The organism is Sphingobacterium paludis, assembly GCF_004364125.1.
Lineage (GTDB): Bacteria > Bacteroidota > Bacteroidia > Sphingobacteriales > Sphingobacteriaceae > Sphingobacterium > Sphingobacterium paludis.
This window is the reverse complement of record NZ_SNZV01000008.1, coordinates 164,697-177,398: the sequence shown is the minus strand read 5'-3', so window position 1 is coordinate 177,398 and position 12,702 is coordinate 164,697. Positions and strand designations below refer to the sequence as shown.

General features: G+C 44.4%; 12 protein-coding genes. 3 read left to right on the top strand and 9 right to left on the bottom strand.

Features of this window, described 5'->3' with window-relative positions; all coding sequences use genetic code 11:
• Positions 1 to 4: 4 nt before the first annotated feature.
• The 6 genes from B0I21_RS16190 to B0I21_RS16165 are packed head-to-tail and all read right to left on the bottom strand — an operon-like array spanning position 5 to position 6,146.
• A complete protein-coding gene (locus B0I21_RS16190; RefSeq protein ID WP_133641523.1) occupies positions 5 to 1,609 on the bottom strand; it encodes a complex I subunit 4 family protein in 1,605 nt (534 codons plus the stop codon).
• Positions 1,610 to 1,611: 2 nt separating this feature from the next.
• On the bottom strand, positions 1,612 to 3,654 hold the full coding sequence (locus B0I21_RS16185; protein ID WP_133641522.1) for an NADH-quinone oxidoreductase subunit 5 family protein: 2,043 nt from the start codon (positions 3,652 to 3,654) through the stop codon (positions 1,612 to 1,614).
• A gap of 1 nt (position 3,655) precedes the next feature.
• Positions 3,656 to 3,961 (bottom strand): NADH-quinone oxidoreductase subunit NuoK, encoded by a 306-nt coding sequence (nuoK, locus tag B0I21_RS16180; RefSeq protein ID WP_133641521.1) that lies wholly within the window; start codon positions 3,959 to 3,961, stop codon positions 3,656 to 3,658.
• Positions 3,958 to 4,506, bottom strand: coding sequence for an NADH-quinone oxidoreductase subunit J family protein (locus B0I21_RS16175; RefSeq protein ID WP_133641520.1), 549 nt, complete (start codon positions 4,504 to 4,506; stop codon positions 3,958 to 3,960). Before B0I21_RS16175 ends, nuoK begins: the two co-directional genes overlap by 4 nt.
• Positions 4,503 to 5,072, bottom strand: a complete 570-nt coding sequence (locus B0I21_RS16170) for a NuoI/complex I 23 kDa subunit family protein (RefSeq protein ID WP_133641519.1) — start codon at positions 5,070 to 5,072, stop codon at positions 4,503 to 4,505. Before B0I21_RS16170 ends, B0I21_RS16175 begins: the two co-directional genes overlap by 4 nt.
• Positions 5,073 to 6,146 (bottom strand): complex I subunit 1/NuoH family protein, encoded by a 1,074-nt coding sequence (locus B0I21_RS16165; RefSeq protein ID WP_133641518.1) that lies wholly within the window; start codon positions 6,144 to 6,146, stop codon positions 5,073 to 5,075. It abuts the gene before it with no gap.
• 239 nt (positions 6,147 to 6,385) lie between these two features.
• On the opposite strand from B0I21_RS16165, the gene B0I21_RS16160 reads away from it, so the two are divergent.
• Positions 6,386 to 7,174: an META domain-containing protein gene (locus B0I21_RS16160; protein ID WP_133641517.1), complete on the top strand. Its 789-nt coding sequence runs from the start codon at positions 6,386 to 6,388 to the stop codon at positions 7,172 to 7,174.
• 192 nt (positions 7,175 to 7,366) lie between these two features.
• On the opposite strand, the gene B0I21_RS16155 is transcribed toward B0I21_RS16160, so the two are convergent.
• Positions 7,367 to 8,653 (bottom strand): citrate synthase, encoded by a 1,287-nt coding sequence (locus tag B0I21_RS16155; protein ID WP_133641516.1) that lies wholly within the window; start codon positions 8,651 to 8,653, stop codon positions 7,367 to 7,369.
• A gap of 318 nt (positions 8,654 to 8,971) precedes the next feature.
• Between B0I21_RS16155 and B0I21_RS16150 the strand changes: the two genes are divergently transcribed.
• Positions 8,972 to 9,334 carry a BlaI/MecI/CopY family transcriptional regulator gene (locus B0I21_RS16150; RefSeq protein ID WP_133641515.1) on the top strand — a complete coding sequence of 121 codons (363 nt, stop codon included), beginning with the start codon at positions 8,972 to 8,974 and terminating at the stop codon, positions 9,332 to 9,334.
• Between the two features lie 4 nt (positions 9,335 to 9,338).
• Positions 9,339 to 11,195, top strand: coding sequence for a M56 family metallopeptidase (locus B0I21_RS16145; RefSeq protein WP_133641514.1), 1,857 nt, complete (start codon positions 9,339 to 9,341; stop codon positions 11,193 to 11,195).
• Between the two features lie 178 nt (positions 11,196 to 11,373).
• Here B0I21_RS16145 and pth read toward each other — a convergent pair whose 3' ends face one another.
• Positions 11,374 to 11,937, bottom strand: a complete 564-nt coding sequence (gene pth, locus B0I21_RS16140) for an aminoacyl-tRNA hydrolase (protein WP_133641513.1) — start codon at positions 11,935 to 11,937, stop codon at positions 11,374 to 11,376.
• Between the two features lie 158 nt (positions 11,938 to 12,095).
• Positions 12,096 to 12,692, bottom strand: a complete 597-nt coding sequence (locus tag B0I21_RS16135) for a 50S ribosomal protein L25/general stress protein Ctc (protein WP_133641512.1) — start codon at positions 12,690 to 12,692, stop codon at positions 12,096 to 12,098.
• Between the last annotated feature and the right edge of the window lie 10 nt (positions 12,693 to 12,702).

Sequence of the window (12,702 nt, the reverse complement as noted above, 5' to 3'; positions counted from 1 at the left end):
AAGCCTACAAGTAAGGTTTTATTGTGTCTAACAGTTGAATCACGGAGGCGTTAAGGTTATCGAAGATTAAGGAAGGCACGATTCCTAGGACCAACGCCAATGCCAATGCGGGCAGTAGCACTATCTTTTCTCGCGTGTCGAGATCCGTCAATGCGAGCCGCCATTTTTCGCCGCCTTGCAAACGCGTTTGTCCGAAAAACATGCGCTGCAATGTCCAAAGGAAATAAGCAGCACTCAGGAGAATACCTACAGAACCTCCCACAGCCATCCAGCGCGGAACACCAGTCAACATAGCTTCTGCATTGAACGCGCCTATGATGACAAAGGCTTCGCCGATAAAAGCCGAGAAGCCCGGCAAACCGAGCGATGCAAAAAAAGCAATAGCGACATAGGCCGTATAGGTTGGCATAATGTTAGCCAAGCCCCGGAAGTTATAGATGTAACGGTCGTGTACACGATCATAAAGAACGCCCACCAAGAAAAATAGAGCTGCACTGAGAAAACCGTGTGAGACCATTTGGAACATAGCGCCGGATAGGCCTTCGGCTGTAAGACTGGCTATTCCCAGTAAGACGAATCCCATGTGGGAAACCGATGAGTAAGCGATCATCCGTTTCAGATCTTTTTGAGCGAGCGCGTTTAGTGCGCCGTATACAATAGACAGCACGCCAATAAGCGCCAGCCACCAGTTTGTATCAGCTGCTATATCTGGAAAAATGCTGTAGCATACGCGAATGATGCCATACCCGCCAATCTTTAACAAGATACCGGCGAGGATGATGGACACCGGAGTAGGTGCCTCTACGTGCGCATCTGGAAGCCAGGTATGCAAAGGCACAATGGGCACTTTGATGGCAAATGCAAAAAACAAAACAATAAAGCCAACCAGTCGGGCAGGCACCCCAAAGACTTCGTGATAGTTTCCAAGAAAACCAAAGAACGATCCATCAACATAGTTGCTAGGGTTCATCATCAACAATATATTGAAGGTGTGCGCGCCGGAAGCAGGATTGACAACCGAAAAATAAAGCCCCACAATGACAAGGAGCATCAGCACAGAGCCTAGCAGTGTGTAAATGAAAAACTTCATCGCTGCGTATTCCCGTCGCGCTCCTCCCCATATCCCGATCAGGAAGTACAGTGGCAGGAGCATAACTTCGTAAAAGACATAAAATAGAAAGAAATCCAGGGCGGCAAATATTCCCATGACGGCCATATTCAACACCATCAATAAGGCAAAATATCCTTTGACACTTTTTTCAACATGCCACGATGCGCCAATGCTCATCAGCATGACAAATGAGCTCAGGACAATCAAAGGCAGCGAGACACCATCGATACCAACGAAATAGTCTATCTCCAGCTTTCCAAGTTGGCCCAAATCCAGCCGTATCCATGGTATTTGTTCCACAAATTGATAACCACTGATCGAATTGATACCGCCCAATGTCGGATCAAACTGTTGGTACATATAGAGCGACAAAGCAAGCTGTGCCAGTGTAAATACCAATGCAATGTATCTATAGCTCCCTTTTAACGAACTCGGCAACGCTAAAATCAATAAGGCAGCAAACAGCGGTAAAAATATGAGGATGGAAAGTGCGCCCATTTCTATTTAATAATCAGATAAAGAATTCCTAAAATAACAGCAGTCAATGCAAAACCCATGTAGCCCTGTAGCTGCCCATTTTGTACATGACGAGCCAAATGCCCAATATAATAGGTCGTATTTGCTGAAAGATTGACTAGACCATCGACAATATGTTTATCTACCCAATAGGCAAAAACGGCTATTCGCTGTGTAACCCAGGTTACCAACTTTGTCAAACCATCAACCACATACCGATCGAAGGCGTAAAGCAGGTCACTGAGCTTGAGCGTTCCTTTAACAAACAGCGTATCGTTCAACTCATTCAGGTAGCCTTGACGGTTTGCCCATTGAACCCAGCTGTTGTCTACCCGCAAGGGGTATTTTTGTTTAACATACCACTGCCAGCCCACTGTCCAAGCCACGATAGCGCCTATTGTCAAACCGAGAGGGATAAAAAGGTGTGCAGCATGTTGTGCAGGATAATCTACTTCCACGTGAAATCCTCGGATTATCCAAGTTTGCTGATAGGCCAGGGGCTGCACTCCGAATAGGGGGAACAAGCTGCATGCGGCTAAAAACAACATTGGCCAAAGCATCATGCTTGGCGGCTCATGCAAACTAGGCTTTCCTGCGGCGATATGCTCCCGAAAAGAAAACGATCCGAAAAATGTTTTAAAGACTAATCGTCCGATATAAAAAGCTGTTAGCACGCTTACGAGAATCAGGGCTGCCGGAATGATGAAGTACGAGCCACCGTGTGACGCGGCCCATTCAAATGCAGTAACCACGATGCTGTCTTTTGAGAGATAGCCAGCCGTGAGGGGGAATCCTGAGAGCGCGAGTGCGCCGATCAGCATGCACAAAAACGTTTTGGGCATGTAATGACGAAGTCCCCCCATGTTGCGTAGGTCTTGCGGATCAAATGTTAGGTTTGTGTGGGCTTTGACATGGCTCATCTCATGAATTACCGCTCCGGCGCACAGAAATAGCAGGCACTTAAAAAAGGCATGTGTCGCGAGATGGAGCATAGCGGTGTCCCAAGCGCCGATACCGACACCCACCATCATAAACCCCAATTGCGATATGGTGGAAAACGCTAGAATTTTTTTAATATCGTATTGGCCCAAAGCGAATATGGCGGCCGAAAAAGCCGTGATCGTACCTATGCCAGTAATCACGAGCAGCACCGTTTCGTTGAAAAGAGGAAAGACGGTGCATAATAGAAATATGCCCGCCGCTACCATTGTTGCGGCGTGAATCAATGACGATACCGATGTCGGGCCTTCCATGGCATCGGGTAGCCATACATGCAAGGGGAACTGTGCCGATTTAGCCATGGCGCCGAGAAGAAATGCTAAACCAGCGCATGTGATCCAAGCACTGTTTTTATCAAGCAACTGCAAGGAGTCATGTACGGCAGTTTCCGTGGAAAAGAATCCGGACTTGCCAAAAAGCTCCACGAGATCCAATGTGCCTACCTGAGCGTACAGCAGCGCGATACCGATCAAAAAGCCAAGATCACCAATCCTATTGATCAAGAATGCTTTTTTATTCGCTTGAACGGCAGCGTCTCTGGTAAACCAAAAGCCAATGAGCAGGTAGGAGGCGAAGCCCACTAACTCCCAGAAGATATAGAGCTGTAACAAGTTTATGGAGATGGTAAGTCCCAACATAGCAAAACAAAAAAGGCTGAGGTACATCCAGTAGCGGTGCAGGCCGTCATCACCTTTCATGTATGCGCGGGAGTACAGGTGTACCGGTAGCGCAATAATACATACCAGCAGCTGCATAAACACCGTAAGCTTATTCAGCAATATGCCTACGCTAAACGATTTGGTGCCTATGGTAAACCAAGTGATCCGCTCGAGGGTGGCCTCGCCAGTCCACACGACGAAAAAAACACAGCCAGCGCTGAGTATCGAACTTAGGCTAATCGCCATCAATGCAACGTTTCCGGAGACAGATCGGCGACCGAGGATGGCCTGTATCACAAAAGCCGAAAAAGGAAGCACTACGACAAGTAGGCTCGCGACGATGGGCGATATGTTCAATAGTCCAGGCACTTTAATCTCTCAGTTCGTTTATGTTTGACGGATCTATGGTTTTGTAATATTTATATACGTTGAGTATGATGGCTAGGCCTACCGCTACGGCTGCCGCTGCCAGCACAATAGCAAAAAGAGCAAATACCTGTCCGCCATAGTTTATTTTATCGTAGCGCGAGAACGCTACAAAGTTAAGTATGGCGGCATTGATCATTAGCTCGATCCCAACAAGGATCATAATGGCATTCCTTTTTGCCAGCACAGCGTATAGGCCTATGCAAAAGATGATGGCGCTAACGACCAAAAAGTGAGTGATACTGATCATGCGTTTTGCTCCTTTCTGGATATATGGGCTGCGCCAATAAGGGCCATCATCAGGAAAATAGATATAATCTCAAATGGTAACACATATTGGGTCATAAATCGAAAGCCTAACGCCTGTATATTATTGTCTGCAGGGGAAATGACTGTTCCGTTCATCTGCGCGGTTTCTATCCATTCGGGCATGCTCTTAGACCATGATAAGAAGCTATACAACATGATCGATAAGAACGCTGCGGAAAGAAGTAAGGCTTGCCAGCGTGGTATCATAATAAAGCGATGCGAGACGCGCTGCAGATCATGTAATAATTCTTTATTGGAAAGCATAAAAGCAAAAATGAGTAAGATGAGTACACCTCCTACATACACCAAAATTTGCGTGATCGCAATAAAATCAGCTAATGCGAACAGGTAAAGGCCGGCCATAGCAAAAAGCACGATGAATAGCAAAAACAGCGCGCGTGCGGTATTGCGTATACTCACCAGTAACAAGGCCGATCCGATAGCCATGGTAGCGAAAGCATAGAAAAGTAACACATCTATCGTCATTGTTTTTTCTTCGCCGCCTCCTTTTCAGCCTGAAATTTCGTCCATTCTTCCTTACGTTGCTGCACTTCGCTATCGGACATGTCTGAAAACCCATAGATTAAATCGGCCAATTGCTGCGTGCTGCGGTCGTATTGATTGGTCATGGTGATGCATTCAGTAGGACACACTACGGTGCAGAGTCCACAATACATGCATTTTGCCATATCGATATCAAACTGTGCGGGGTATAGCCGTTTTACGCTGCCGTCTGAAGTTTTTCCTATTGCTTCCGGAGATTTGATGGCCGTGATATCAATACAGTCCACGGGACAAGCCTTGGCGCAAAGATCGCACACGATACAGTCATCGATTTCTACATCCAGCTGATAGCGAGCTACCTCGGGGATAGGCATTTTCTGTTTAGGGTACTGCACGGTGGTTACGCCGTTTTGCTCCGCAAAATAGTTTTCCTCACGAATGTCCAAGGATGTGCGTGACTTCCTCGCGCCAAAAAGGTGGCGAACCGTTAAAAATAATCCTTTAACAGCTGTTAAAAAGCCCTGTATCGTCGTTTTAATCACCAAAATTTACAGCATTACCATAATTCGCCACAACCCCGAAATCGCCAAACACAAAAACGCCAGCGGGATGAGTACTTTCCAACATAGCGTCATAAGCTGGTCCGCCCGGAAGCGCGGCAGGGTCCACCGAATCCACATTTGGATGCCGACGATAGTAAACGATTTGATAACCGTCCACGCGATTCCCCAGCCCATACCGGTGGTCCAGTCGGCAAGACGCAAGCTGCCTATGTTTGGCAGGGGCGTATTCCACGCTCCCAAAAATAAGACCACACCAAGTATAGCCACCAGAAACATCATCGCATATTCGGCCAAGAATAAAAAAGCAAATTTTATTCCCCCGTATTCGGTGTGAAATCCTCCAATAAGTTCCGATTCAGCCTCTGGTATGTCGAATGGCGCTCTGTTGCACTCGGCCAATGAAGCAATAAAAAAAATGACATAAACGACCAAGAGGTGTGGCGCCTGGAAAATATGCCATGCAAATATGCCGCCGATCTGCGTGACATCCCAAAATCCCATAAAGTAGATGCTCTCGGGAGCATGAATACCCTGAAGATAGGCAATGTCATTGAGGTTCAACGTTTGCGTGATCATGACTACTGCGATGAGCGATAGCCCTACCGGTATCTCGTAGGATACCATTTGTGCAATGGCACGTACAGCGCCCAGAAGCGCGTATTTGTTGTTGGACCCCCAGCCCGCCATCAGAATGCCGATGGCATCGATAGAAACCACCGCCATAATGAAAAATAGCCCTGTATGCGTATTGGCAGGTATGAAATCTGCCGCCCAAGGGATCACGCTGAACCCTACGAATACAGCGCCGAAGATAACGACGGGCGCTATGCTAAACAATATTTTATCCGCCGCAGATGGTGTGATAAACTCCTTCTGCAACAGTTTCAAGATATCGGCGATCGTTTGTACAAGTCCGAATTTTCCAGTCTCCATAGGGCCCAATCTGTCCTGCACAAAGCCCGCTATCTTACGTTCCGCGTAAACAGCAAACAACGTGAAGGCAGCAATAAAGGTGAATATTGCTATCGGAACTAGAATATGGACAATCAGATCGGCCAATTTGACTTTTTTAGAATAATTCTTAATTGGATGCAAACATACATAAATGCTTGCAAAAGCTCGTAAAAATAGGTAAAATATAGTAAACTAGTAGATAATAACGGGGCGGTATGACATAAAAATGATCAGTGATTTTAGCTAGTCGCCCCTGTTTTCAGACCGGATCCCGAGGCTGTCGCATATGAACCAAACCTTTCGTTCTGTATGTTGTATTAATAAAGGATAAAGAATAATAATTTATGAAATTTCTACATGTATTTTTACTGGTAGCTATTGCTGCTTTACTTGGATCGTGCGCGGCACGTAAATCGTCTGAATCGAGTCAGCATGTCCAAATGTCTTTACTGGACGTGCGCTGGAGGTTGGTGGAGCTTGATGGAAAGGCTGTGCCAGAAACCGTAAATGGTAAAATGCCGTACCTGGAATTATCTACCAAAGAAGGCCGGTATTCGGCAACTGGCGGTTGTAATGGTATCGGCGGGGAGTATAAGTTGAGTAAAAATAACGGTATTCAGTTTACTCGCGGGATGTCTACCATGATGGCCTGTGAAAACATGGATATCGAAAAAGGCTTAGGCCATGTTTTTGAGCAAGCAAATCGCTACCAACAAGAGGACGATATGTTGGTCGTAAAGAAGGGTAATGCAGTGCTGGCAAAGTTTGCCCGGATCAAAAACACCACAGCAGGGGCCGATGATTTAAATGGCAACTGGGAACTTGACTATCTGTTGGATTCCGGAAGCTCTTTTGATTCGCTGTACGCAAATAGAAGACCAACCATCAGCTTTGATGTGGCGGAAAAAAAGGTGAATGGCAATAGCAGTTGCAATAATTTCTTCGGCACGTTTGAAATACAAGGCAACAAACTGAATTTTGGCCCACTTGGATCTACAAAAATGGCCTGTCCAGGGGATGGCGAAAAGGTGTTTTTCAATAGTTTAGAAAAGGTGGCTACCTACGCTGTACACGACGATAAGTTAGTGATGATTATGGGCGATATCGTTGTGATGCGTTGGAAGAGGAAATAGTAAGTTCAGTGCTATTTTGGCAAAAGTAAGCCGAAACAGTATTAAATTCTCGATAAGCGCGTCATTGCGAGGAAGTATGACGAAGCAATCTGCATGTTAATAAACTTAAGATTGCTTCGTCGTCGTTCCTCCTTCTCGCAAAGACGTTTAGGTCTTGCTTTTTATAACGGTATTTGGGGTGTCTGAAACGAACTAACGGTTTTCGATATCGACGAATTCGCGCGTGGTTTCTCCAGTATACACCTGGCGTGGACGGCCGATAGGCTCTTTGTTATCGCGCATCTCTTTCCATTGCGCGATCCATCCCGGCAGACGACCCAAGGCAAATAGCACGGTAAACATATCGGATTCAAAACCTAACGCGCGGTATATAATACCGGAATAAAAATCGACGTTAGGATATAGTTTACGGTCAATGAAGTATTGATCATTTAACGCTGCTTCTTCCAAGCGTTTTGCGATATCCAAGACAGGGTCGTTTACGCCTAGTTTTTCCAAGATATCGTCGCAAGCCTTCTTAATAATTTTAGCCCGCGGATCGAAGTTTTTGTAGACGCGGTGACCGAATCCCATCAAACGGAACGGATCATTCTTATCTTTTGCTTTTGCCAAATATTTCTCTGCATCGCCACCATCATTTTTGATAGCTTCCAGCATTTCAATAACCGCTTGGTTAGCGCCTCCGTGTAATGGGCCCCATAATGCATTAATTCCTGCAGAAATGGATGCATACAGATTTGCGTTTGAAGAACCTACAATACGCACCGTCGACGTGGAGCAGTTCTGCTCATGATCAGCGTGTAAGATAAGCAACTTATGCATGGCACTGATAACGACAGGATCAAAGTTCGTTTCACCAGTGACCTCACCAAAAATCATATTCAGGAAATTCTCGATATATCCCAAATTGTTTTTAGGGTACACCACCGGTTGCCCCAAAGATTTTTTCTGAATCCAAGAAACAATGGTTGGCATTTTTGCCAGTAAGTTAATAATGGTCTTGTTTTCTTCCTCGTCTGTAGGATTAGGGTTTAACGACTCCGGATAAAATGCAGATAACGCGCCAACCAAACAAGATAGCTGCCCCATAGGGTGCGATTTTGAAGGAAATCCTGTGAAGAAATTTTTCATGTCCTCATGGATGAGCATCTGCTTCCTTATGTCGGTTCGGAATTTCTCTAATACATCTTTGCTCGGTAGTTCTCCGTAAATCAATAAATAGGCAACCTCGATGAATGTTGATTTTTCAGCTAATTGTTCGATAGGATACCCACGGTAGCGTAAAACCCCTTCCTCTCCATCCAAAAAAGTAATAGCGCTCTTTGTAGCGCCTGTATTCTTGAACCCTGGATCTAGGGTGATGTATCCCGACTGGTCTCTAAGTTTCGAGATATCAACAGCTTTTTCGTTTTCAGTACCAATAATAACTGGCAGCTCATAGGATGAACCGTCTAAATTTATTGTTGCTTTATCCGACATATGTAATAATCTAGTTTTTACAAATATAAAAACATAGATGAGATATCCGAATATAGGTTCCAATTTAAATGACACAAATGCGTCATTTTAGGTGGTTTTATTCTAAAATAGATAGCTTTTCCAAGGGGTAATCGAGGAGTTCAGTGGGCGTTGCACGAGGTGCTTTTATGTATACAACTCTTATTGAAATAATGGCATATGGCGACCCTTTGCTTTGTGCTACCTTGGGGCATGTCGTACACCTTTTCCTAAAAAAAATAAAAAAAAATTGTTTGTTACGATTTTTTCGTAATATTGTGAAAGGTTAGTATATTGATTATGGAAAAATTAACGATACAAGAAGAAGAAGCAATGCTTTCTATTTGGCAACTGAACGGAGGCTTTGTTAAAGAGGTGTTGGATAATTTAAAAGGGGAGAAGCCGCCCTACACCACTTTGGCTTCCACGATCAAAAATCTAGAAAAAAAGGCCTATGTCAAAGCTGTTAAATATGCCAATGCTAAACGCTACGAACCGTTAATTTCGGAAGCGGAGTATAAGGGCAAGTTTATGAACAGCTTCGTGGGTGATTATTTTAAAAACTCCTACAAAGAGATGGTTTCCTTTTTTGTGAAAGAAGAAAAGCTGTCGTCCTCGGAACTGGAAGAGATTATGAATATGATTAAGAATAATAAATCTTAAGGTTATGGAATCTATGCTTGCGTATATTGTTCAAGTCAATATCTTGCTTGTCATCTTGTATTTGGGCTATATCCTGTTACTAAAAAACCTAACATTTTATCAATTAAACAGGGTGTATTTTTTCTGCGGCGCTTTTTTTGCTTTTGCGTATCCGTTTTTTGATATCAGATCACTGTTTCAGCAGCATATTGAACCGGTTGGCGAACTGATTGCATTCTTGCCTGATTTCTACATCGAGAAAAAGGAAGCCGTCTATACGGTGGAGAACTTATTTTACGTCATTATTGGTTTGGGTATTGTGACTCTTGTGTTTAGGTTTTTACTGCAGTTAGGGAGTTTGTTACGCATACACATTCATTCGGTGGATGCTACGTGGAAGCAATACCTTTATCGGAATGTTTTATTTCCCGTCGCTCCGTTTTCGTTCCTTAATAAGATCTATGTTAACAAGCAGCAGCATGCAGATTTGGAGCTTCATGATATTTTTGAGCATGAAACGATCCACGTGCGGGGCTTACACTCGTTGGATATCATCGTATTTGAAATGGTGCTTATGGCTTGTTGGTATAATCCGCTGGTATGGCTTATGCGTAAAGCGGTGCGGCAAAATTTGGAATTCCTGACAGATCAACACGTGCTCAACAAAGGCGTAGATCGACAAACCTATCAATATTCGTTGTTGCATGTGTCCAAACAAGGGGCCTCGGTCAGTATCAGCAATCAATTTAATTTTAAATTGTTAAAAAAGCGCATTATGATGATGAATAAAAAGCGGTCATCGACTCTGGAGCTGAGCAAGTATGCCTTCCTACTACCTGTTTTAATTTTTGTTGCTGGTGCATTTACGCTGACGAAAGCAGACGACCGGATTCAGGAAGTGGTTAATATAGCGAAGGAGACCGATATGACTGAGTTGCGGCAGGTATTGCAACAAGATCGAAACGTGCTAGCCGCGGATACCGCGAAAGTGCGAACTAAAAAACAGCCGGATACGCTCAACGCGGTAACGTCGGAGGTAGCGATCGAGGGCAACCCTGAAGAAGCTAAAAAAGGAAGTGGTTTAAGCGTTTTTGTCGAATCGTCTAGCTCCACGAAAAGTAACACTGGCTCTGCTAGTCTCACTAAAAATCCGCTTATTATTGTTGATGGCGTAAAACAGATGGTCGGTTACGATATCAATACCGTAGATAAAAATGATATTGCGGCTATCGAAGTTTCGAAAGACGCGGCGGCATTTGCCGATTACGGTGTAGAAGGCAAAAACGGCGTCATCAAAGTTTATACAAAGAAATCTGCTGTTCACGGGAAGACCGGGCTTGTCGATACAGCTAAAACCGGAAAGATACAGACCATTGTTATTCGCGGGCATGGAAAGAATACGGCCGTGGGTGCCAACGTCTTGCCGAAAGATCAAGGGCGGGCGAAAGATACTGCCAGCACTGCCCAAACCATCGTTATCCGAGGAGTTAAATCCGGCGGTGGGCTTGTCGAAGCGATTACTGTCCAAGGGAAGACAGCGTCAGGAAAGACGCCACTGTATATCGTGGATGGTGTGGAGAAGTCAAATCAAACGTTGGATGACATTCGTCCTCAGGATATAGAAAGCATAAGTGTATTAAAAGATGCGTCTGCAACGGCTTTGTATGGCGGAAAGGGGAGCGACGGCGTTATCCTTGTCACGACGAAAGCAAAAGGCAAAACACAGGCTGGCGGCTATACGGATGATGATGTGTTTTTTATTGACGGAAAAGCGGTCTCCAAAAATGAATTTCATGCCGTTCCAAAGGCCGATGTCAAAAAATTGGTCACAAAAGGCCAAAACGGTGCTGCTGGAAGACGGGTAGAAATTACAACAAAATAATAAGAAATCGCCTGCTGCGTGCAGATCGTATTAGCTGTGGCTCCATCCTGATGGATATGTTTTTGGCAGGATGGGCGATGATTGGCTGTAAAATAACCTACTCGGTGTTAAAGAACGTTGTTTAGTTAATATAGTGAAAAGAATACCGTCGATGTCCCACATCGCACGGTATTCGTGTTTACTTGGTATTTAGATTGGTCATCGTCAAACCAATCCCGATATTTACAAAGCTTTGAATCATCTTCACCGCGTGTTCGATAAGTGCGGGCAGGTCTTTTTGTTCGTCCTTATCAAAAGGTCCCAGAACATAGTCTACCTGGCGTCCTTTCGGGTAGTTGTCACCAATGCCAAAACGTAGGCGCGGGTAATTTTGACCGCCGCATGTTGCTTCGATAGAGCGTAGTCCGTTGTGTCCAGCGGCAGAGCCTTTGGGCTTCACGCGAAGCGAGCCAAAAGGGATGGCCAGATCGTCAACCACCACTAACACATTCTCTATGGGTACTTTCAGTTCTTGCATCCAGTAATTAACTGCTTTTCCACTTAAGTTCATAAATGTCGTAGGCTTAATCATAAAGACATTCCGTCCGCGCTGTTTAAACTCGGTGTAATAGGCTAGTTTTAGTAATGACCAGGTCGAGCCAGCCTGTTTGGCCGCCTCGTCTACAACCATAAAGCCAATATTATGGCGCGTATCTTCATACTCCTTACCGATGTTACCCAGACCAACAATTAAATAGTTCATGCTTGCAAAAATAAAAAATAGATGTTAGATAATAGATGTTAGGTGATGGCCGTTGCCAGAAAAAAGTTTTGACTTTTCGCTATACAAATGACTCAGGGGGGGCGACAAAAAAAGGCATCGATTGTTCGATGCCTTTGCGTAAACCAAAAAAGGTTAACTTATTTTTTACCGCCTTTTGCTGCTTTCGCTGCTTCTTGCTCTGCTTGACGTAGTGCACGAGACATGATTACAGATACGATAGTATCATCACTGTTGTTAAGAACTTTTGCATTTTCTAAAGCAATTTGTCTTACACGTACAGATTTACCAACTTCCAAAGATTCCATAGGAACTTCAATTTCTTGAGGAAGGTTGTTAGGTAACGCTTTTACGCGAAGTGCACGCAATTTTTGCACTAATTTACCACCCATTTTAACACCTGGTGAAGTACCTGTTAATTGGATAGGGATATTTACAGAAACTTCTTTATCATCAAAAAGTTCTAAAAAGTCAACATGCGTAACCACGTCAGTCAATGGGTGGAATTGTGCATCTTGAACGATAGCTTTTGTTTTTTTGCCATTCAAATCCAATTCTACGAATACTACATCAGGAGTATAAAGAACCGGTTTCAAATCAGCTGCGGGTACCGAAAAGTGCGTTTGCTCTTTACCACCGTAAAGTACTGCTGGAATATTTCCTTCGTAACGTAACTCTTTCGAACCTCTTTTCCCTACGCTCTGTCTTACAGAACCGCTAATAGCAATTGATTTCATTGTCTTAATA

Excerpts from the sequence above, each read along its gene's own strand:
- B0I21_RS16135 (WP_133641512.1), bottom strand. The coding sequence starts at position 12,692 with ATGAAATCAATTGCTATTAGCGGTTCTGTAAGACAGAGCGTAGGGAAA.
- B0I21_RS16175 (WP_133641520.1), bottom strand. The coding sequence starts at position 4,506 with ATGACGATAGATGTGTTACTTTTCTATGCTTTCGCTACCATGGCTATC.
- B0I21_RS16155 (WP_133641516.1), bottom strand. The coding sequence starts at position 8,653 with ATGTCGGATAAAGCAACAATAAATTTAGACGGTTCATCCTATGAGCTG.
- B0I21_RS16190 (WP_133641523.1), bottom strand. The coding sequence starts at position 1,609 with ATGGGCGCACTTTCCATCCTCATATTTTTACCGCTGTTTGCTGCCTTA.
- pth (WP_133641513.1), bottom strand. The coding sequence starts at position 11,937 with ATGAACTATTTAATTGTTGGTCTGGGTAACATCGGTAAGGAGTATGAA.
- B0I21_RS16150 (WP_133641515.1), top strand. The coding sequence starts at position 8,972 with ATGGAAAAATTAACGATACAAGAAGAAGAAGCAATGCTTTCTATTTGG.
- nuoK (WP_133641521.1), bottom strand. The coding sequence starts at position 3,961 with ATGATCAGTATCACTCACTTTTTGGTCGTTAGCGCCATCATCTTTTGC.
- B0I21_RS16160 (WP_133641517.1), top strand. The coding sequence starts at position 6,386 with ATGAAATTTCTACATGTATTTTTACTGGTAGCTATTGCTGCTTTACTT.
- B0I21_RS16145 (WP_133641514.1), top strand. The coding sequence starts at position 9,339 with ATGGAATCTATGCTTGCGTATATTGTTCAAGTCAATATCTTGCTTGTC.